Source organism: Streptomyces sp. NPDC005017 (genome assembly GCF_042873115.1).
Classification (GTDB): Bacteria; Actinomycetota; Actinomycetes; order Streptomycetales; family Streptomycetaceae; genus Streptomyces.
Window position 1 is genome coordinate 1 of the sequence record NZ_JBIALD010000013.1, and the last position, 20,438, is coordinate 20,438.

16 protein-coding genes are annotated in these 20,438 nt (G+C 71.5%); 10 read left to right on the forward strand and 6 right to left on the reverse strand.

The features are described from left to right. Positions 1-253 precede the first annotated feature (253 nt). Both radA and disA read left to right on the forward strand, forming a co-directional pair. Positions 254-1,663 carry a DNA repair protein RadA gene (gene radA, locus ACFYR0_RS20710; RefSeq protein WP_389329822.1) on the forward strand — a complete coding sequence of 470 codons (1,410 nt, stop codon included), beginning with the start codon at positions 254-256 and terminating at the stop codon, positions 1,661-1,663. 80 nt (positions 1,664-1,743) lie between these two features. Further along, positions 1,744-2,868: a DNA integrity scanning diadenylate cyclase DisA gene (gene disA, locus ACFYR0_RS20715; protein WP_386386252.1), complete on the forward strand. Its 1,125-nt coding sequence runs from the start codon at positions 1,744-1,746 to the stop codon at positions 2,866-2,868. 273 nt (positions 2,869-3,141) lie between these two features. On the opposite strand, the gene ACFYR0_RS20720 is transcribed toward disA, so the two are convergent. Then, entirely contained in the window at positions 3,142-4,008 is an 867-nt protein-coding gene (locus ACFYR0_RS20720) for a hypothetical protein (RefSeq protein ID WP_389329825.1), read from the reverse strand. Positions 4,009-4,228: 220 nt separating this feature from the next. Between ACFYR0_RS20720 and ACFYR0_RS20725 the strand changes: the two genes are divergently transcribed. The 5 genes from ACFYR0_RS20725 (at position 4,229) to cseC (ending at position 9,288) form a co-directional block, all read left to right on the forward strand. Continuing rightward, positions 4,229-5,182 (forward strand): A/G-specific adenine glycosylase, encoded by a 954-nt coding sequence (locus ACFYR0_RS20725; RefSeq protein WP_389329828.1) that lies wholly within the window; start codon positions 4,229-4,231, stop codon positions 5,180-5,182. Between the two features lie 283 nt (positions 5,183-5,465). After that, a complete protein-coding gene (locus tag ACFYR0_RS20730) occupies positions 5,466-6,005 on the forward strand; it encodes a SigE family RNA polymerase sigma factor (protein WP_389329831.1) in 540 nt (179 codons plus the stop codon). Between the two features lie 98 nt (positions 6,006-6,103). After that, positions 6,104-6,739 carry a hypothetical protein gene (locus ACFYR0_RS20735; protein WP_389329834.1) on the forward strand — a complete coding sequence of 212 codons (636 nt, stop codon included), beginning with the start codon at positions 6,104-6,106 and terminating at the stop codon, positions 6,737-6,739. A 12-nt stretch (positions 6,740-6,751) separates the two neighbouring features. After that, positions 6,752-7,453 (forward strand): two-component system response regulator CseB, encoded by a 702-nt coding sequence (gene cseB / locus ACFYR0_RS20740; RefSeq protein WP_389329837.1) that lies wholly within the window; start codon positions 6,752-6,754, stop codon positions 7,451-7,453. Positions 7,454-7,950: 497 nt separating this feature from the next. After that, complete coding sequence (gene cseC / locus ACFYR0_RS20745) at positions 7,951-9,288, forward strand: two-component system sensor histidine kinase CseC (RefSeq protein WP_389330350.1); 1,338 nt, start codon at positions 7,951-7,953, stop codon at positions 9,286-9,288. A 42-nt stretch (positions 9,289-9,330) separates the two neighbouring features. Here cseC and ACFYR0_RS20750 read toward each other — a convergent pair whose 3' ends face one another. The 3 genes from ACFYR0_RS20750 to ACFYR0_RS20760 all read right to left on the reverse strand — a co-directional run bounded on the left by ACFYR0_RS20750 (position 9,331) and on the right by ACFYR0_RS20760 (position 12,178). Continuing rightward, the gene (locus ACFYR0_RS20750) at positions 9,331-9,777 is read right to left on the reverse strand and encodes a VOC family protein (protein WP_389329840.1); all 447 of its coding nucleotides are present in this window, start codon (positions 9,775-9,777) and stop codon (positions 9,331-9,333) included. 160 nt (positions 9,778-9,937) lie between these two features. Next, entirely contained in the window at positions 9,938-10,342 is a 405-nt protein-coding gene (locus ACFYR0_RS20755) for a helix-turn-helix transcriptional regulator (protein WP_389330353.1), read from the reverse strand. Between the two features lie 228 nt (positions 10,343-10,570). Next, a complete protein-coding gene (locus ACFYR0_RS20760; protein WP_389329843.1) occupies positions 10,571-12,178 on the reverse strand; it encodes an MDR family MFS transporter in 1,608 nt (535 codons plus the stop codon). Positions 12,179-12,311: 133 nt separating this feature from the next. Between ACFYR0_RS20760 and ACFYR0_RS20765 the strand changes: the two genes are divergently transcribed. Then, entirely contained in the window at positions 12,312-12,935 is a 624-nt protein-coding gene (locus ACFYR0_RS20765) for a TetR/AcrR family transcriptional regulator (RefSeq protein WP_389329846.1), read from the forward strand. Between the two features lie 19 nt (positions 12,936-12,954). On the opposite strand, the gene ACFYR0_RS20770 is transcribed toward ACFYR0_RS20765, so the two are convergent. Then, the gene (locus ACFYR0_RS20770) at positions 12,955-13,701 is read right to left on the reverse strand and encodes a M23 family metallopeptidase (protein ID WP_389329849.1); all 747 of its coding nucleotides are present in this window, start codon (positions 13,699-13,701) and stop codon (positions 12,955-12,957) included. 474 nt (positions 13,702-14,175) lie between these two features. Between ACFYR0_RS20770 and ACFYR0_RS20775 the strand changes: the two genes are divergently transcribed. Continuing rightward, positions 14,176-14,814: an HAD family acid phosphatase gene (locus ACFYR0_RS20775; protein ID WP_389329852.1), complete on the forward strand. Its 639-nt coding sequence runs from the start codon at positions 14,176-14,178 to the stop codon at positions 14,812-14,814. Positions 14,815-14,876: 62 nt separating this feature from the next. After that, positions 14,877-17,825: an NACHT domain-containing protein gene (locus tag ACFYR0_RS20780; RefSeq protein WP_389329855.1), complete on the forward strand. Its 2,949-nt coding sequence runs from the start codon at positions 14,877-14,879 to the stop codon at positions 17,823-17,825. 68 nt (positions 17,826-17,893) lie between these two features. On the opposite strand, the gene ACFYR0_RS20785 is transcribed toward ACFYR0_RS20780, so the two are convergent. Further along, positions 17,894-20,419 (reverse strand): ATP-dependent Clp protease ATP-binding subunit, encoded by a 2,526-nt coding sequence (locus ACFYR0_RS20785; RefSeq protein ID WP_389329858.1) that lies wholly within the window; start codon positions 20,417-20,419, stop codon positions 17,894-17,896. Positions 20,420-20,438 lie beyond the last annotated feature (19 nt).

Sequence of the window (20,438 nt, forward strand, 5' to 3'; positions counted from 1 at the left end):
CGGGCCCCGGCCGCCACCCCCCCCCCCCCCCCCGCGGGGGGGGGGGGCCGCCCGCGCCCCCCCCCCCCCCCCCCCCGGCCCCGCACCACCCACCCACGCAAGACGCTACGCCCACCCCCACCGGACACGAGCAGGCCGCCGCAGGCACACGCCCCGCACCACCCACCCACGCAAGACGCTACGCCCACCCCCACCGGACACGAGCAGGCCGCCGCAGGCACCCCCTGTCAGTGCCGACCGCTACCGTTTCCCCATGGCCGCCCGTACGAAGACCGCCAAGGACCGACCCTCCTACCGCTGCACCGAATGCGGCTGGCAGACCGCGAAGTGGCTAGGCCGCTGCCCGGAGTGCCAGGCCTGGGGCACGATCGAGGAGTACGGCACGCCCGCGGTCCGCACGACCGCCCCCGGCCGCGTCACCACCTCCGCCCTCCCCATCGCCCAGGTGGACGGCCGCCAGGCCACCGCCCGCACCACCGGCGTCCCCGAACTCGACCGCGTACTCGGCGGCGGCCTGGTCCCCGGCGCGGTCGTCCTGCTCGCAGGCGAACCGGGCGTGGGCAAGTCCACACTCCTCCTCGACGTGGCCGCGAAGGCCGCGAGCGACGAGCACCGCACCCTCTACGTCACCGGCGAGGAGTCCGCGAGCCAGGTCCGCCTCAGAGCGGACCGCATCGGCGCGCTCGCCGACGACCTCTACCTCGCCGCGGAGACCGACCTCGCCGCCGTACTCGGCCACTTGGACGCCGTGAAGCCGTCGCTGCTCATCCTCGACTCGGTGCAGACCGTCGCCTCCCCCGAGATCGAGGGCGCCCCCGGCGGCATGGCCCAGGTCCGCGAGGTCGCCGGCGCGCTCATCCGCGCCTCCAAGGAGCGTGGCATGTCCACCCTCCTGGTGGGCCACGTCACAAAGGACGGCGCGATCGCGGGCCCGCGCCTGCTGGAGCACCTCGTGGACGTCGTCCTGCACTTCGAGGGCGACCGCCACGCCCGCCTCCGCCTGGTGCGCGGCGTCAAGAACCGCTACGGCGCCACGGACGAGGTCGGCTGCTTCGAGCTGCACGACGAGGGCATCACGGGCCTCGCCGACCCCAGCGGCCTGTTCCTGACCCGCCGCGCGGAACCCGTGCCGGGCACCTGCCTGACCGTCACCCTGGAGGGCAAACGCCCCCTGGTCGCGGAGGTCCAGGCGCTCACGGTCGACTCCCAGATCCCGTCCCCCCGCCGCACCACCTCCGGCCTGGAGACGTCCCGGGTGTCGATGATGCTGGCGGTGCTGGAACAGCGGGGCAGGATCAGCGCACTGGGCAAAAGGGACATCTACTCCGCGACGGTCGGCGGAGTGAAACTCACCGAGCCCGCCGCGGACCTGGCGGTGGCCCTCGCCCTGGCCTCCGCGGCCAGCGACACCCCCCTGCCGAAGAATCTCGTGGCGATCGGTGAGGTCGGTCTCGCCGGCGAGGTCAGACGGGTCACGGGCGTGCAGCGCAGACTCGCCGAGGCACACCGTCTGGGGTTCACGCACGCCCTGGTACCGGCCGACCCGGGCAAGATCCCGCCGGGTATGAAGGTGCTGGAAGTCGCGGACATAGGGGACGCTCTCAGGGTTCTGCCGCGCTCGCGTCGCCGAGAGGCCCCCCGGGAGGCGGAGGAGCGCCGGTAGACTTTGCCCTGGTCTCGCCCGTCCGTACGAACCGCGTGCGCGTACGGGAGCGCCCCAGAACCCGCGACCGGAGGAGTGCAGTGGCAGCCAACGACCGGGCGGCAGCTCCCGGAAAGTCCGGTGGGAGTGCCGGTTCCGATGGCCTGATGCGCGCTTCCCTGAGCGCCGTGGCGCCGGGTACGGCGCTGCGCGACGGCCTGGAGCGCGTGCTCCGCGGCAACACCGGCGGCCTGATCGTGCTCGGCTCGGACAAGACCGTCGAGACCATGTGCACGGGCGGCTTCGTGCTGGACGTGGAGTTCAGCGCGACCAGGCTGCGCGAGCTGTGCAAGCTGGACGGCGGCATCGTGGTGTCGTCGGACCTGTCGAAGATCCTGCGGGCGGGCGTGCAGCTCGTGCCGGACCCCACGATCCCGACGGAGGAGACCGGCACCCGGCACCGTACGGCGGACCGGGTCTCGAAGCAGGTCGGCTTCCCGGTCGTGTCGGTCTCGCAGTCGATGCGCCTGATCGCGCTGTACGTGGACGGCCAGCGCCGGGTCCTGGAGGACTCGGCGGCGATCCTGTCCCGGGCCAACCAGGCCCTGGCGACCCTGGAGCGCTACAAGCTGCGCCTGGACGAGGTCGCGGGGACGCTGTCGGCGCTGGAGATCGAGGACCTGGTCACGGTCCGGGACGTCTCGGCCGTGGCGCAGCGCCTGGAGATGGTCCGCCGTATCGCCACCGAGATCGCCGAGTACGTCGTCGAACTGGGCACGGACGGAAGGCTCCTGGCCCTCCAGCTCGACGAGCTGATCGCGGGCGTGGAGCCGGAGCGCGAGCTGGTCGTACGGGACTACGTGCCCGAGCCGACGGCCAAGCGCTCCCGCACGGTGGACGAGGCACTGGCGGAGCTCGACGCCCTGAGCCACGCGGAACTGCTCGAACTGTCCACGGTCGCAAGGGCGTTGGGCTACACGGGCTCGCCCGAGACGCTCGACTCGGCGGTCTCGCCGCGCGGTTTCCGTCTGCTGGCGAAGGTCCCGAGGCTGCCCGGCGCGATCATCGACCGCCTGGTGGAGCACTTCGGCGGCCTCCAGAAGCTGCTCGCCGCGAGCGTGGACGACCTCCAGACGGTGGACGGCGTGGGCGAGGCGCGCGCCCGCAGCGTGCGCGAGGGCCTGTCCCGCCTCGCGGAGTCGTCGATCCTGGAACGCTACGTCTGAGACGGGCCGGCCGGCCCCGAAACGGATAGCAGAACCCGTCACCCCGAAACCCGTCACCTCGAAACCGGTCGTACCGAAACGGGTCACCCCGCAACGGGTCGCCCCGGAGCCGACAGCCCCGAAACGGATCGCCCCGAAGACACCCGACCCCGAACCCCTCACCCCGGATCAGACCGCTCCGAACGCGTCACCCCGGAACCGGCCGCCCGAAGCCGCCCCACCCCGAAACCCGCCGCCCCGGAACGGGTCACCCCGAAACCGGTGGCCCCGAAACTAGTCGGCCTTCAGCAGGAACGACGTCTGCGCCTTGGCGAACCCCGCGGACCGCGCCTCGACGAGGTACGTCCCCGCCCCGGCCACCCCCGCCGGAGGCGTACCGCACTCGGCGGCGCTCGGCTTGCGGTCCCACTCCACGGTGTAGGTGATGCTGCTGCCCGCGGGCACCCGGTACAGCCGGCCGGCGGCGCCCTCCGGACAGTCGGCCGAAGACCAGTACGGCTCGTCCTCGTTGGTCCGCGTGATGGTCAACACCGCGCCCCTGGGCCCGAGATCGACCTTGCAGTCGCCGCCGGAGGAGTTCTTCGCGGTGATCTGGAACGAGGGCGTCTGGTCCGGCGAGTAGGAGTTGTGCAGGCTGCGCAGGGTCAACGTCACAGCATTGGAAGTGCAGTTGGGCAGCGAGGAGCTCGCGGGCAGGGTGCTGACGGAACCACCGCCGCTGTCGACGGCACCGCCCGCCGATCCCGAGCCGCCGGCGCCGGACCCGTCGCCCCCGTCGGAACCGCCCGCCCCGGAACCGTTGGCGCCGTCGGAGTCGTCGCCGGTGCCGGACCCCGTGTCCCCGCCGGAGCCGGCCCCCGATCCGGAGCCTGACCCGTCGGACCCCCCGTCGCCCGACTCGTCGCGCCCGCCCGGGGCCTGACTGATCGCCGGACCGGAACCGGAAGGACCGGGAGTGATGGTGGAGGGCGCGGGATTCTTGCCGTTGGTGCCCTGCGCGTCCTTCCTGCCGCCGCCGCCCGAGACGACGACCCAGGTGGCCAGCAGCGCCAACAAGGCGACCATGGACACCAGAACGACCCTCCGTCGCCAGTAGATGGAGGAGGGAAGCGGCCCGACCGGATTGCGCAGAGATCCCACGGCGCAAACTGTACGAGAGATCGGCGCCCCAGCCTGCCCCACCCGCCGTTGATCGCATCAACTTTTCCGGATCATCATCCCGGACTCCCCGACGAGCGTTCGCAGTCGCGCGCCTTGCACCTATGGCCAAGGCCGCCGGACGGCACGGTCCACCCCGCCACACACCCCGGGTGGCGCTCCCCCCGACCCCCCGCCGCCGCATGGCAGGATCGGAAGTGCCATGACTGCGCCCACGAAGCCCCCGCACAGCACGCCCCCGCCCACGGAGACGGCCGAGACAGCGGCAGCCGCCTCCTCCCGGGGAGCGGATCTGCACGCACCGGTCATCGACTGGTTCGACGAGAACGCCCGTGACCTGCCCTGGCGGCGCCCCGAGGCCGGGGCGTGGGGCGTGATGGTCAGCGAGTTCATGCTCCAGCAGACGCCGGTCAACCGCGTCCTGCCGGTGTACGAGCAGTGGCTGGCCCGCTGGCCGCGCCCGGCGGACCTCGCCCGCGAGGCCCCCGGCGAGGCGGTACGCGCCTGGGGCCGACTCGGTTATCCGCGCCGCGCGCTGCGGCTGCACGGCGCCGCGGCCGCCATAACGGAGCGGCACGGCGGTGACGTACCGTCCGACCACGCGCAGTTGCTCGCGCTGCCCGGCATCGGCGAGTACACGGCCGCCGCGGTGGCGTCGTTCGCGTACGGGCGCCGGCACGCGGTGCTGGACACCAACGTACGGCGGGTGTTCGCGCGCGCGGTGACGGGCGTGCGGTATCCGCCGAACGCCACCACCGCCGCCGAACGCAGGCTGGCCCGCGCGCTGCTCCCGGAGGAGGAGGCGACGGCCGCGCGCTGGGCGGCGGCCTCGATGGAGCTGGGCGCGCTGGTGTGCACGGCGAAGAACGAGACGTGCCACCGCTGCCCGATCGCGGCGCAGTGCGCCTGGCGCCTCGCGGGCAAGCCGGAGCACGACGGCCCGCCACGCCGGGGGCAGACGTACGCGGGCACCGACCGCCAGGTCCGCGGCAAGCTGCTCGCCGTACTGCGCGATGCGCGCACGCCGGTCGAGCAGGCCGCGCTCGACGCCGTCTGGCACGAGCCGGTGCAGCGCGCCCGCGCCCTGGACGGGCTGGTCTCCGACGGCCTGGTCGAACCGCTGCCGGGCGGCCTGTACCGCCTGCCGTCGAGCTGAACCCGGCCGGCCCGCCGGGCCTCCGCAACGGACCCGTAGGAAACGGGGCCGCCGAGAAGCCGGTCCCGTGACAAGCGGCCGTAACGAACGACCGCACCCGACCCGCGCCCCGAATTCCCCCAAAGCACGGCAACTCGGCGACCCGCCTTACCCCGTTCCTACTTCTGTTACACAACCGACGGACAGCCGCGCGCTGTCCGCAGGCTGCTTCGGACAGCCCCGTGACAACCCCTCCGTAGCTTCTTGGGCAGACCAGACACGGGGAAGCGGGAGGCGGTTGATCATGGCGCAGGGCGAGGTGCTCGAGTTCGAGGAGTACGTCCGTACCCGGCAGGACGCGCTGTTGCGCAGTGCCCGTCGGCTGGTACCGGACCCCGTCGACGCACAGGACCTGCTCCAGACCGCCCTGGCCCGTACGTACGGCCGCTGGGAGGGCATCGCCGACAAGCGGCTGGCGGACGCCTATCTGCGCCGGGTGATGATCAACACCCGGACCGAGTGGTGGCGCGCCCGCAAGCTGGAGGAGGTCCCGACCGAGCAGCTGCCCGAGGCCTGCGTGGACGACTCCGCCGAGCAGCACGCCGACCGTGCCCTGCTGATGGACGTGCTGAAGGTGCTCGCCCCGAAGCAGCGCAGCGTGGTCGTGCTGCGACACTGGGAGCAGATGTCCACGGAGGAGACGGCCGCCGCTCTCGGCATGTCGGCCGGAACCGTCAAGAGCACGCTGCACCGGGCCCTCGCGCGGCTCCGCGAGGAGCTGGAGTCCCGCGATCTCGACGCACGCGCGCTGGAGCGTGAGGAGCGGGAGCGTTGCGCGGCCTGAGCGGCGCGGAATCCACACAGGACCGGTACCCGGCACAGCCCCCTCGGGGTTCCGCGGAAGCCGGACGGCACGAAGCCGGACGGTACGGGGAGCGCACGGTGCCCCCGCGCGGGCGGGACTCCTGGCGGGCGGTGAGCACGGCGGCGGCCGGTCTCGCCGCCCTCGCCCTCGCGGTCTCCGCGTGTTCCACCGGCGGCACCGGCGCCCGCGACGAAGGCCCGGCCCACGCCGACGGCCTGGCGGGGGCGGCGGCCTCCCCCTCGGTCCCGGCGGCGGCCCCCTCGCGGGTGAACGCCGTACGGCTGGTGCAGGAGGACCCGCTGGTGTCGGGCGCGGTCAAGCAGGGCCTGCGCCCGTGCGCCGGCGACAAGTACCCGGTCGACGTTTCCTACGGCGAGCTGACCGGCGGCCCGGCCGACGACGTCGTGATCAACGTGCTGACCTGCGGTGACACCGTCGGTGTCGGCTCGTACGTGTACCGCCGCGAGGGCGGCCGCTACGAGAACGTCTTCCGGGTCGAGGAACCCCCCGTCTACGCCGAGATCGACCGCGGCGACCTGCTGGTGACCAAGCAGGTCTACGACGAGGGCGACCCGGTGACCGACCCGTCCGGCGAGGACGTGATCACCTACAGCTGGGCGACGGACCGTTTCGTCGCCGGGCACCACTGGCACAACGACTACGGCACGACCGCCGGGGGCGAGCAGCCCGCCCCGGCGCCCGAGAGCGACTGACGGAGCATCCGGATGGCAGACCAGACCCACGTGCTGTTCGTGGAGGACGACGACGTCATCCGCGAGGCCACCCAGCTCGCCCTGGAGCGGGACGGCTTCGCGGTCACCGCCATGCCCGACGGGCTGTCCGGCCTCGAGGCGTTCCGCGCGCACCGCCCGGACATCGCCCTGCTGGACGTGATGGTGCCGGGCCTGGACGGGGTGAGCCTGTGCCGCCGTATCCGCGACGAGTCGACCGTGCCGGTGATCATGCTGTCCGCGCGGGCCGACTCCATCGACGTGGTGCTCGGCCTGGAGGCGGGCGCCGACGACTACGTCACCAAGCCGTTCGACGGGGCCGTGCTGGTCGCCCGTATCCGTGCGGTGCTGCGCCGCTTCGGGCACGCGAGCGGCGGCGCGCGCGCCGAGGAGGCCGGGGCCGCGGTCGGCGGGGTGCTGACCTTCGGCGATCTGGAGATCGACACCGAGGGTATGGAGGTGCGCCGGGCCGGGCGGCCGGTCGCGCTCACCCCGACCGAGATGCGGCTGCTGCTGGAGTTCTCCTCCGCGCCGGGGACCGTCCTGTCCCGGGACAAGCTGCTGGAGCGGGTGTGGGACTACGGCTGGGGCGGTGACACCCGGGTCGTCGACGTCCATGTGCAGCGGCTGCGGACGAAGATCGGCCAGGACCGCATCGAGACCGTGCGCGGTTTCGGCTACAAGCTCAAGGCGTGAGCGGGCGAGGGCGGGGCGCGGCCGTGCGGGGGGACACCGGGGGATCGCTGCCCCGACGCGTGCACACATGGACCGGGCTCGGGCGCCGGCGACGACAGCCCGACGCGGACGGCGGCCGTCCGCCGGGGCTCGCCCCCGGGAGCGGCGACGACGACCGTTTCACCGCCCCCATCCGCCGGAACGACGACGATCCGTACGCCGCCGCTGCCCGCCGCACCGCCGAGGACGCGTACACCGACCTGACCCGCCGCACCGCCGACTACCCGTACATCGGCCAGGCCTTCCGAACCGTCGACGATCCGCGCCCCCGGTTTCCGCTCCCCCACCCCTTCCCCCACCACGACAGCGGCTCCAGCCCAGGTCACCCGCGCCACCCGGTCACCGGCAGCCCGCACCCGCGGGCGCATCTCCGTTCGCCCTGCCTCGGCAGACTCACCGGCCCCCTGCTCCGCACGCGCCTCGGTCGGCGGTTCGCCGGGAACCTGCGCCGGACCCGGATCGGCAGACGGCTCGGCAGGCGTCTCGGCGACGGTCTGCGCACCGGACTGCGCTGGAAGCTCAGCGCGGCCATCGCCCTGGTCGGCGCGCTGGTCGCCGTGGCGCTGAGTCTGGTCGTGCACAACGCCGCCCGGGTCTCGATGCTGGACAACGCCCGTGGCCTGGCCGACGAGCGGGTGCGGATCGCCCAGCGCAACTACGAGCTGAACGGCCGGCCCAACTTCCCCGACATCGTCGTCGACGACCCCGATCTGCCCGCCGAGCTGCGGGAGAAGGTGGAGCGCGGGCGGCGGGCGACCTATGTGTGCGACAGCCACGACGGGCCGCCGGAGATCTGGGCGGCCGTGCCGGTGACGGACGGGCGGGTGCTGTCCCTGCACAGCGGCTTCCCCGACCGCAGCGCGGACATCCTCGACGACCTGGACCAGGCGCTGGTCATCGGCTCGATCGCGGCCGTCCTGGGCGGCAGCGCGCTCGGCGTGCTGATCGGCGCGCAGCTGTCGAGCCGGCTGCGCCAGGCGGCCTCGGCCGCGAACCGGGTCGCCAAGGGCGAGACCGAGGTCCGGGTCCGTGAGGAGATAGGCGGGGTCGTCCGGGACGAGACCGACGATCTGGCGCGGGCGGTGGACGCGATGGCGGACGCGCTGCGCCAGCGTCTGGAGGCCGAGCGCCGGGTCACCGCCGACATCGCGCACGAGCTGCGCACCCCGGTCACGGGCCTGCTGACCGCGGCCGAACTGCTGCCGCCCGGCCGTCCGACCGAGCTGGTGCTGGACCGGGCCAAGGCGATGCGCACGCTGGTGGAGGACGTGCTGGAGGTGGCCCGGCTGGACGGGGCCTCGGAGCGGGCGGAACTCCAGGACATCATGCTGGGCGAGTTCGTGGCCCGGCGCGTGGCGGCCAAGGACCCGGACGCCGAGGTGCTGGTGGTGCACGAGTCGGAGGTCACCACCGACCCGCGCCGCCTGGAGCGGGTGCTGTTCAATCTGCTGGCCAACGCCGCCCGGCACGGCCGCCCGCCCATCGAGGTCACGGTCGAGGGCCGGGTGATCCGGGTCCGCGACCACGGCCCCGGCTTCCCCGAGGACCTGCTCGCCGAGGGCCCGAGCCGCTTCCGCACCGGCAGCAAGGACCGCGCCGGGCACGGGCACGGTCTGGGCCTGACCATCGCGGCCGGCCAGGCCCGTGTGCTGGGGGCCCGGCTGACCTTCCGCAACGTACGGCCGCCGGGCGCGCCGGAGCATGTGCCTGCCGACGGCGCGGTCGCGGTGCTGTGGCTGCCGGAACACGCGCCCACGAACACGGGCAGTCACCCGATGCTCCCGGCGCCGAAGTAGCCCCGGCCTCACTGCGGCACCGGCGGCCCCGGGGTCACCGGCTCAGCAGGCCCAGTCCTTGTCCAGGTCGAGCTCGCCCTCGTGGGGCTGGGTGAAGGAGAACCAGTTCCCCGAGTCGTCGCGGAACAGGGCCTCCGTGCCGTACGGGCGCTCCTGGGGGTCCTGGAGGAACTCCACGCCACGGTCCTTCAGCTTCTTGCAGTCGCCGTGGATGTCGTCGGTGGTGAGCACTCCGGCGCCGAGCACTCCCTTGGTCACCAGCGTCTTCACCATCTCGGCGGACTCGGGGTCCATGGCGGGCGGGCCGGGCACCATCAGGGTGAGCTCGACGTCGGGCTGTGCCGGGGAGCCGACGGTGAGCCAGCGCATCCCGCCCTCGCCCATCGTCATGTCCGTACGGACCTCCAGCCCCAGCTTCTCGGTGTAGAACTCCTTGGCACGGTCCTGGTCCAGTACCCAGACGGTCGAGATCTTGAGTCCCTTGATCACGGCTTGCTCCTGTGAGGTGCTGCTGAACTGGCTTGTGCCGCCACCGTAGGCAGCACGGCCCCCGGCCCGCTTCTCCGGAATTGCGCTCCCCCTCGCTCCTCCGGAATCGGACTCCACAGCCTCCCCGGGACCGCGCTCCCCTGCTTCACCGGCGCGGCCTTCACCGCCCGCGGCCGTCGCCGCCCTGTCGGCCACCGGTTCCGCCACCCGGTCCGCCGCCGAAGCCGCCCGCCCAGAGCATGGCGTAGCACCCGGGTATGAGCGCGGCCCCGCGGCCGACGTGTGTCGCCCGGTACTCGCTGGGGGTCAGCCCGGTCCACAGCTTGAACCGGGTCGAGAACGTGCCGAGGCTGCTGAAGCCGACCAGGTGGCAGATCTCGGTGACGGTCAGGTTGGCGGTGCGCAGAAGGTCCTGCGCCCGCTCTATCCGGCGGTGGGTCAGATACTGGCCGGGGGTCTCGCCGTACGCCCCTTTGAAGGCGCGGACGAAGTGGTAGCGGGAGTAGCCGGCGTGTGCCGCGACCGCGTCCAGGTCGAGGTCGGGATCGGCCCAGTCCCGGTCCATGGCGTCCTTGGCGAGCCGCAGCTGCCGCAGCCTGTCCACGCGGGCCTCCCCTCCGTCGTCGCACGGCCCTGTTCCTCCGTGGACCGATGGTGGCACGGGGGTCTGACAACGCTCCCGGCCCGCGGCGGGGCCTGGCCGGCGGAGCCCTGCCGGGAACGCCGCAGGCCCCCGGGGCGGGCACCCGGGGGCCTGCGGTCACGCGCTGGCCGGACGGCTTTCAGGCGGCTTTCAGACGGCTTCGGCGGGGGCGTTCGGCCCGGTGCCCTCGGTCTTCTGGGGCCCCGCTCCCTTCAGCGGCACCTCCTTGACGAACACCGAGGCGATCACCGCGATCACCGCCACGGCCGCGCCGAGCAGGAAGGCACCGTGGGTGCCGGAGGAGACGGCGTGCTGGTAGGCCTCGCGGGCCGCGGCCGGCAGCTTGGCCAGGCTCGCCGCGTCGAGCTGCGCGGACTGCTCGGTCATCCGGGAGCCCAGCGCGCCCGCCCGCTCGGCCATGACGTCCTGGACGCGGTGGTTGAAGAGCGCGCCCATGATCGCCACACCGAAGGACGAGCCGAGGGTGCGGAACAGGGTGGTGGTGGACGAGGCGACGCCCATGTCCTTCAGCTCCACGCTGTTCTGGGCGACCAGCATGGTGATCTGCATCAGGAAGCCCATGCCCGCGCCGAGCACGGCCATGTAGAGCCCGGAGGTCAGCCGCGAGGTGCCGGTGTCCATCAGCGACAGCAGGTACAGGCCGGTGACCATCAGGGCGCTGCCCGCGACGGGGAAGACCTTGTAGCGGCCGGTGCTGGTGGTGACCCGGCCCGCGACCATCGACACGACGAGCATCGCGCCGAGCATCGGCAGGAGCAGCAGACCTGAGTTGGTCGCGGAGGCGCCCTGCACCGACTGCTGGTAGAGCGGCAGGAAGAGCACCGCGCCGAACATCACGAAGCCGGTGAGGAAGCCGATGACGGACATCAGGCTGAAGTTGTGGCTGCGGAAGATGTGCAGCGGCACGATCGGCTCCGCGGCCCTCTTCTCCCAGAACAGGAAGCCGACGAGCGAGGCCACGCCGATGGCGGTCAGCTCCATGATCCGCGCGGAGGTCCAGGCGTACTCCGTCCCGCCCCAAGTGGTGACCAGGACGATGGAGGTGATGCCGACGGTGAGCAGCGCGGCGCCGACGTAGTCGATGCGGGCCTTGGCGGCCTTCCTCGGCAGATGCAGCACGGCACCCACGGCGGCCAGCGCGACCACGCCGAGGGGGAGGTTGATGTAGAAGGCCCAGCGCCAGCCCCAGTGGTCGGTGATGGTGCCGCCGACGAGGGGGCCGCCGATCATCGCCAGTGCCATGACACCGGCGATCAGGCCCTGGTACTTGCCGCGCTCGCGCGGGGGCACCAGGTCGCCGATGATCGCCATCACGCCGACCATCAGACCGCCGGCGCCCAGGCCCTGGACGGCGCGGAAGCCGATGAGCTGGCCCATGTCCTGGGCCATACCGCTGAGCGCGGAACCCGCCAGGAAGATCACGATGGACGCCAGGAACGAGCCCTTGCGTCCGTACATGTCGCCGAGCTTGCCCCAGATCGGGGTCGAGGCGGCGGTGGCGAGGGTGTACGAGGTCACGACCCAGGAGAGGTGTTCGAGGCCGCCCAGTTCGCCGACGATCGTGGGCATCGCGGTGCCGACGATCATGTTGTCCAGCATCGCGAGCATCATCGCGATCATCAGCGCGAGGATGACGACCCGTACGTTCTGCGGCTGTCCGGGGCTCTCCGGGTTCGCCGGGGGCGCGGAGCCGTCCTCGTCGGGCTTGTTCTTCTTCGGTGTCGCGGTGTCCGCCATCGTCTCCCCCAGCCCGGGTACTTACTTGCCGACCGGCTAGTTGCCTACACTGGAGGAAGCTAGCCCTCTAACTAGCCGGGCGTCAAGTAAGTTCAGTCGAGCCGATTTCCGCGGCAGCGCGAGGAGTACGAGGATGGGCGTCACGATGGACGGCACCAAGCAGCAGCGCCGCGGCAACACCCGCCAGCGCATCCAGGACGTGGCCCTCGAACTCTTCGCCGAGCAGGGATACGAGAAGACCTCCCTGCGCGAGATCGCCGAGCGCCTGGAGGTCACCAAGGCCGCGCTGTACTACCACTTCAAGACGAAGGAAGAGATCCTCGTCAGCATCTTCGAGGACCTCACGCAGCCGATGGAGGACCTCATCGAGTGGGGCAGCCGTCAGCCGCACACCCTGGAGACCAAGCACGAGATCATCCGGCGCTACAGCGACACCCTCGCGGGCGCGGCACCGCTGTTCCGTTTCATGCAGGAGAACCAGGCGACCGTGCGTGACCTGCGGATCGGCGACAGCTTCAAGGAGCGGATGCGCCGGATGCGCGACATCATCGTCGACCCCGGGGCCCCGCTGATCGACCAGATCCGTTCGGTCAGCGCGATCTTCACACTGCACGCCGGGATGTTCTTCCTCCAGGACCTCGAAGGCGACCCCGAGGAGAAGCGCGAAGCCGTCCTCGAGGTCGCCATGGACCTGATGTCCCAGGCGCACTCGGGCGCCTGGGGCCCTTCTGCCGGAGATCCGCCAGACGGGCCCTGAGAGCAGTCGGTCAGAGGTCTCAGACCTTCAGACCCTGGCCGCGCAGGAAGGCGACGGGGTCGATGGCCGTGCCGTAGTTGGCGGTCGTGCGGATCTCGAAGTGCAGGTGCGGACCGCTGGAGTTGCCGGTGTTGCCGGACAGGGCGATGTGCTGGCCGGTACCCACGACCTGGCCGATCTTCACGTCGACACGGGACAGGTGCGCGTACTGCGAGTAGGTGCCGTTGGCGTGCTTGATCACGACGGCGTTGCCGTACGCGGGACCGTCACCGGCGCCGTTGCCGCCGGCCTTGACCACGGTGCCGCCGTGCGTGGCGACGACCACGGTGCCGCTCGGGACGGCGAAGTCCTGGCCGCTGTGGGTGGACTGCCACATGCCGCCGGCCTGCGCGAAGCTCGCGGACTTGGCGTAGTGCTTCACCGGCGAGACCCAGGCCAGAGCCTTCTTCGCGGCGGCCTTCTTCGCGGCGGCCTTCTGCACCGCCGCCTTCTTGGCAGCGGCCTGCTTGGCGGCGGCGGCCTTCACCGCGGCCGCCTTCTTCGCGGCGGCGGCCTTGGCCTGCACGGCCGCGGCCTTCTCCACGGCCTGCGCCTGGGCGGCGGCCTGGGCCTGGACGGCGGTCGCGGCCACACCGGCCGCGGAGTTGTCCACGGCGGCCGCGACCCCGGCCCCCAGCACGGCCGACGCTCCCAGGCCGGCGGCCAGGACAGCGGCACGGGTGCGAAGGGACGTGCGGAAGAAACGGGACGTGACGCGCTGGGACATGAGGAACCTCGTGGGGTGGGGGACATGAGTGACCACCCGGTGCACAACTGCGTCCGGATGGCTATCCCTTGGTACCCGGATCGCCCATCAGGCCCCAAACGTGTGATCTACGACGAAAGCTAGTAACGATCACCCAAAGCCCCGAATCGTTGACAGAACCCCGAATTGGGACGAATCACCCAAGAAGCCGCGATCAACGGCATGAAGCCCCGACGTCCGACACGGGACACCTACCTCAAGATCACCACTATTCCTCCTAGTAACGGACAAATCGCCTGTGCGGCATGTCACCGGGGTCTCCGCCGCTCTGTGACGGGCGCTACGCGCCGCTGACCTGCGATGTGACGGGGGCTACGCCTTTTACTACCGTCCAGTAACCTGCCGGTCCCCTCGACGCCACCTGATCCGTCGAGCATGCTCACGACACGTTGGTTGTGTACGGGACGCCGTACACGCGTGAGAGGACCCCCACACATGACCGGACGACGCCTCTGGACGCGTCGCGCTGCCGCGACCGCCGTGACCGCGACCGCCCTGGTGGGCCTGGCCGCACCGGCCCAGGCCGCACCGGCCGCCACCGGCACGATCACGACGGCCGCCGCCGCGACCGCCGCCGCGGACGTCGACTACGCCACCTGGCAGAAGGACTGCCGGGCGGTGATGAACCAGGCGCTGCCCGAGATCAAGCAGCGCATCGCCCAGCCCAGGCCGGGCGAGAAGCAGGCGATCGTGCTCGACATCGACAACACGGCCCTGGAGACCGACTTCGGCTTCAGCTACCCGCAGCCGGCCAACAGCCCGGTCCTGGAGGTCGCGCGGTACGCCCAGGAGCACGGCGTCGACCTGTTCTTCGTCACGGCCCGCCCCGGCATCATCTACGGGCCGACCGAATGGAACCTGGAGTACCGCGGCTACGAGGTCAGCGGTCTGCACGTCCGCGGCTTCCTGGACCTGTTCAAGAACGTCGCCGACTACAAGACCGCCCAGCGCGTCTCGATCGAGAACAGGGGCTACACGATCATCGCGAACATCGGCAACAGCGCCACAGACCTCTCCGGCGGCCACGCCGAGAAGACCTACAAGCTGCCGGACTACAACGGCCAGCTCTCCTGATCCCGGCCCCGCAACTGCGGGTAGCCTCACCCCTGTTGACGCGATCACGGGGGTGAGGCCGGATGGATCCGGCGGTACTGGGCGGCAGACTCGCCTCATCGGTGATCGCTCCGCTCCTGAAGAAGCTGTTCCGCTCCGACGGCCCCGGCGCGGGCCTGGTCGACAAACCGGTCAGGCTGTCCGCACTGGTCTCCTTCCGCGGCGAGAAGCGGGCCCTTCAGGAGCGGGACGTCCGCGGGCTCGCCGCCCAGCTCGTCGCCCAGGCCGTGGACTCCCCCGGCGAACCGCCCTTCCCCGCCGACGAGCGGCACGCCGTCACCGAGGCCCTCGGCCGCCGACTGATCGCGCTCGGCGACCTGGACATGGACGACGTGCAGGCCGTGCGCCTCGGCCGGCGCGAACTGGCCGCGAGGCTGCGGGCCGCGGCCCCCGCCGACGGGCTGTCGGCGGACGCGGAGCACTTCCTCGACTCGGCGACCGAGTGGGCGTGCCTGCACATCCTGGAGTTCTTCACCCGCCGGTCCACCTTTGTGGCACGCACCCTGGTGGAGCAGACCCGCGGCCAGGCGGACCTGATCGCAAAGGTCGACGCCCTGCTCGCCCGCACCCCCCGCCCGGCGGCCTCCGACACGGCCTTCGAACGCCGCTATCTGCCCTACGTCGCCGACCGCCACGACCACCTCACCATCTACGGCCTCGACCTGCGCGACTCCCCCGACCGCTGGCCGCTGGAGGTGGCGTACCTCAGCCTCGAGGCGACCGGCCCGGGCCAGGACGTCCCCTTCGAGGAACCCGAGCCCGCCGCCCCGGCCCACATCCCCGCCGAACAGGCCCTGCGCGACCACGACCGCGTCCTGCTGCGCGGCGACGCCGGCTCCGGCAAGACGACGCTGGTCCAGTGGCTGGCGGTGACGGCGGCGCGGGACACCGGCGAGATCCCGTACGTGCTGCCGCTGCGGACCCTGATCCGCCGCGCCGCGCTGCCCGCGCCCGCCGACTTCCTCACGGCCGTCGGCTGCCCGCTCTCCCCGCCCGAGGGCTGGGCGGACCGCGTACTGTCCGTCGGCCGTGCGCTCGTCCTGGTCGACGGCCTGGACGAGATCCCCGCCCCCGACCGCCATCGCGCCCGTGACTGGCTCCTGGACCTGATCAGGGCGTTCCCGGGCAACCGCTGGCTGCTGACCTCCCGCCCCACGGCCGTACGCCCCGACTGGCTGGCCTCTGAGGGCTTCCGCGAGCTGCTCCTCGCGCCCATGCGGCGCGGGGAGGTGGCGAAGTTCGTCCACCGCTGGCACCGGGCCGCCCGCGCCCCGGAGTACGAGACCCCGCTGCTGGACTCCCTGCGGACCAAGCGCGACCTGGCCCGCCTCGCCACGAACCCGCTGATGTGCGGCCTGATCTGCGCCCTGCACCGCGAACGCCGGGGCTACCTCCCGACCGGCCGCAAGGAGCTGTACGACGCCGCGCTCGGGATGCTGCTGACCCGCCGCGACAAGGAGCGCGGCATGGGCTCGGTGGACCGGGTCGGCCTGGGCGAGGAGGCCCAGCTCGAGCTGCTGCAACGTCTGGCGTACGCGCTGGTGCTGAGCGGCCGCACGGAGATGGACGCGGAGACGGCGGAGGGCATCGTCGAGCGCTGCCTCCCCTCGATCGCCCTGGCCTCGGACGCCCGGTCGGTCCTCGCCCAGCTCCTGCTCCGCAGCGGTCTCCTGCGACAGCCCGCCGACGGCGTCCTGGACTTCGTCCACCGCACCTTCCAGGACTACCTGGGCGCGCGGTACGCGGTGGAGGAGGGCCACCTCGACGTCCTGCTGAGCCACGCCGACGACACGCAGTGGGAGGACGTGATCCGCATGGCCGTGGCCCACGCCCGCCCCCGCGAACGCGCCTCCCTCCTACGACAGCTCCTGTCGCGGAACACCCCTCGGCTGACCCTCCTCGCCCTGGCATGCCTGGAACACGCACCGGCCCTCGACCCGGGGGTGCGCGGGAACGTGGAGGCCCGGGCGAGGGCTCTGATCCCGCCGGGGACGAAGAACCATGCCAGGGCCCTCGCCGAGGCCGGTGCCCTGGTTCTGGAGCTGCTACCGGGGCCGGAGGGGCTGTCCGGCGAGGAGGCACTCGGGATGACGATCACCGCCTCGCTCCTGGCCGCGGAGGAACCTGACGCGGCCTTGGCGGTGCTGCGGCGATTCCGGGACCATCCGGACCTGGATGTGCGGCGGCAGTTGGTGGGCACATGGCCTCGCTTCGACGTCGAGCAGTACGCCATGGAGGTGCTGGATCACCTCGACCGGCACCAATTGATCCTCACGTGCCAGACGCGGGCGGAGACGGCGACGGTACGGCAGATGCGTCCGTGGTCGCGGCTGAGCTTCCATGGACTCGGTGTGGAGGTCCTGGACGTCATGGACCCCGCCCCGCTCGAATACCTGAGCCTGAACGACATCGACGGCCTCACCGATCTCTCGGCGCTGACGGCTTTCCCCTCGCTGTCCAGCCTCCGGCTCCAGAACTGCACCGGCGCCTCGAACCTCGCCGCCTTGGCGGGGCTGCCGTTGACCGTCCTGACGCTGGACGGCGCAGTGGATCTCTCCGGCCTCGGCGCATTGAGCTCGCTGACGCACCTCGCGCTGCTCCAGCTTCCCGCGGACAAGCCGGTCGCCGACCTGCTGCCCGCAGAGGCACCGCTGGAATACCTCTTCCTCGCGGGCGGGGGCCTTCGGCGGCCTCACCCGCTGCGAGGGCTGCGAGCATGGCCCACGCTGAAGCAGCTGGACCTCGACGAAGGAAGGCACTCCGCCGCGGACTGGGCGGAGATCGCCGCCCTTCCAGCGCTCGAGGCCCTCACGCTCCGCAGCGACCCCGGTGACCTGGCTCGCATCAGGCGCTCGGCTCCGCCTCTCCCGAGCGTGCGCAAGGTCGTCCTGCGTCCCCTTGCCGACGCGAGCCAGATCCCCGACCTGACCGCGGTCTTCCCGTCGGCGCAGATCCATCACCACCCCTTCTGACCCCGGACACGCCGAAGGGGCCGGCGCCTGACGGCACCGGCCCCTTCGACCACGCTCACCCCGGAGGGCTACGCGTCCTTGCTCAGGTTGGGACCCGCCCCACCCGCGGCCTGCTCGATCGGCGGGACGTCGGGGAGCGCGGACTTCTCCTCGCCCCGGAAGGTGAAGGTCTGGTTCTCGCCCTCGCCCTCCGTGTCGACGACCACGATGTGGCCGGGACGCAGCTCGCCGAAGAGGATCTTCTCCGACAGCGTGTCCTCGACCTCGCGCTGGATCGTGCGGCGCAGCGGACGCGCGCCCAGCACCGGGTCGTAGCCCTTCCTGGACAGCAGCTCCTTGGCGGACTGGGAGAGCTCGATGCCCATGTCCCGGTCCTTCAGGCGCTCGTCCACCTTGCCGATCATCAGGTCGACGATCGCGAGGATGTCGTCCTGCGTCAGCTGCGGGAAGACGACCACGTCGTCGACGCGGTTGAGGAACTCGGGCCGGAAGTGCTGCTTGAGCTCGTCCGAGACCTTGTTCTTCATGCGCTCGTAGTTGGTCTTCTTGTCGCCCGAGGCCGCGAAGCCCAGGTTGAAGCCCTTGGAGATGTCCCGGGTGCCGAGGTTGGTCGTCATGATGATGACCGTGTTCTTGAAGTCCACGACCCGGCCCTGGGAGTCGGTCAGACGACCGTCCTCCAGGATCTGCAGCAGCGAGTTGAAGATGTCCGGGTGGGCCTTCTCGACCTCGTCGAAGAGGACGACGGAGAACGGCTTGCGGCGGACCTTCTCGGTCAGCTGGCCGCCCTCTTCGTAGCCCACGTAGCCGGGGGGCGAACCGAAGAGACGCGAGACCGTGTGCTTCTCGCTGAACTCCGACATGTCGAGGGAGATCAGCGCGTCCTCGTCGCCGAAGAGGAACTCGGCGAGCGCCTTGGACAGCTCGGTCTTACCGACACCGGACGGACCGGCGAAGATGAACGAGCCACCCGGACGCTTCGGGTCCTTCAGACCGGCGCGCGTACGGCGGATCGCCTTCGACAGCGCCTTGACGGCGTCCGTCTGGCCGATGACCCGCTTGTGCAGCTCCTCCTCCATGCGGAGCAGGCGGCTGGACTCCTCCTCGGTCAGCTTGAAGACCGGGATGCCGGTGGCCGTGGCGAGGACCTCGGCGATCAGCTCGCCGTCGACCTCGGCGACGACGTCCATGTCGCCGGCCTTCCACTCCTTCTCCCGCTTGGCCTTGGCGGCCAGGAGCTGCTTCTCCTTGTCGCGCAGGGAGGCGGCCTTCTCGAAGTCCTGCGAGTCGATCGCGGACTCCTTGTCCCGGCGGACACCGGCGATCTTCTCGTCGAACTCGCGGAGGTCCGGCGGCGCGGTCATCCGGCGGATGCGCATCCGGGAACCGGCCTCGTCGATCAGGTCGATCGCCTTGTCCGGCAGGAAGCGGTCGGAGATGTACCGGTCGGCCAGGGTGGCTGCCTGGACGAGGGCCTCGTCGGTGATGGAGACGCGGTGGTGGGCCTCGTACCGGTCACGCAGACCCTTGAGGATCTCGATCGTGTGCGGCAGGGACGGCTCGGCGACCTGGATGGGCTGGAAGCGGCGCTCGAGGGCCGCGTCCTTCTCCAGGTGCTTGCGGTACTCGTCCAGCGTGGTGGCACCGATGGTCTGGAGCTCACCGCGGGCCAGCATCGGCTTCAGGATCGAGGCGGCGTCGATGGCGCCCTCGGCGGCACCCGCACCGACCAGCGTGTGCAGCTCGTCGATGAACAGGATGATGTCGCCGCGGGTGCGGATCTCCTTGAGGACCTTCTTCAGGCGCTCCTCGAAGTCACCGCGGTAGCGGGAGCCGGCGACCAGCGCGCCGAGGTCCAGGGTGTAGAGGTGCTTGTCCTTGAGGGTCTCGGGCACCTCGCCCTTGACGATGGCCTGGGCGAGGCCCTCGACGACGGCGGTCTTGCCGACGCCGGGCTCACCGATCAGGACCGGGTTGTTCTTGGTACGGCGGGACAGCACCTGCATGACCCGCTCGATCTCCTTCTCGCGCCCGATGACCGGGTCGAGCTTGGACTCACGAGCGGCCTGGGTGAGGTTCCGGCCGAACTGGTCGAGGACCAGGGACGTCGAGGGGGTGCCCTCGGCAGGCCCGCCGGCGGTGGCGGTCTCCTTGCCCTGGTAGCCGGAGAGCAGCTGGATGACCTGCTGCCGCACCCGGTTGAGATCGGCGCCCAGCTTGACCAGGACCTGGGCGGCGACGCCCTCGCCCTCACGGATCAGGCCGAGCAGGATGTGCTCCGTGCCGATGTAGTTGTGGCCCAGCTGAAGGGCCTCGCGGAGCGACAGCTCCAGGACCTTCTTGGCACGGGGGGTGAAGGGGATGTGCCCGGACGGGGCCTGCTGGCCCTGCCCGATGATCTCCTCCACCTGCTGGCGGACCGCCTCGAGCGAAATCCCGAGGCTCTCAAGGGCCTTGGCGGCGACACCCTCACCCTCGTGGATCAGGCCCAGGAGGATGTGCTCGGTGCCGATGTAGTTGTGGTTGAGCATCCGGGCTTCTTCCTGAGCCAGGACGACAACCCGCCGCGCGCGGTCGGTGAACCTCTCGAACATCGTTAATCGCTCCTCAGAG

Coding starts and splice junctions, on each gene's coding strand:
- radA (WP_389329822.1), top strand. CDS start 254: ATGGCCGCCCGTACGAAGACCGCCAAGGACCGACCCTCCTACCGCTGC.
- ACFYR0_RS20775 (WP_389329852.1), top strand. CDS start 14,176: ATGACCGGACGACGCCTCTGGACGCGTCGCGCTGCCGCGACCGCCGTG.
- ACFYR0_RS20760 (WP_389329843.1), bottom strand. CDS start 12,178: ATGGCGGACACCGCGACACCGAAGAAGAACAAGCCCGACGAGGACGGC.
- ACFYR0_RS20770 (WP_389329849.1), bottom strand. CDS start 13,701: ATGTCCCAGCGCGTCACGTCCCGTTTCTTCCGCACGTCCCTTCGCACC.
- ACFYR0_RS20765 (WP_389329846.1), top strand. CDS start 12,312: ATGGGCGTCACGATGGACGGCACCAAGCAGCAGCGCCGCGGCAACACC.
- ACFYR0_RS20785 (WP_389329858.1), bottom strand. CDS start 20,419: ATGTTCGAGAGGTTCACCGACCGCGCGCGGCGGGTTGTCGTCCTGGCT.
- ACFYR0_RS20730 (WP_389329831.1), top strand. CDS start 5,466: ATGGCGCAGGGCGAGGTGCTCGAGTTCGAGGAGTACGTCCGTACCCGG.
- ACFYR0_RS20725 (WP_389329828.1), top strand. CDS start 4,229: ATGACTGCGCCCACGAAGCCCCCGCACAGCACGCCCCCGCCCACGGAG.
- ACFYR0_RS20780 (WP_389329855.1), top strand. CDS start 14,877: ATGGATCCGGCGGTACTGGGCGGCAGACTCGCCTCATCGGTGATCGCT.
- ACFYR0_RS20755 (WP_389330353.1), bottom strand. CDS start 10,342: ATGGACCGGGACTGGGCCGATCCCGACCTCGACCTGGACGCGGTCGCG.
- cseB (WP_389329837.1), top strand. CDS start 6,752: ATGGCAGACCAGACCCACGTGCTGTTCGTGGAGGACGACGACGTCATC.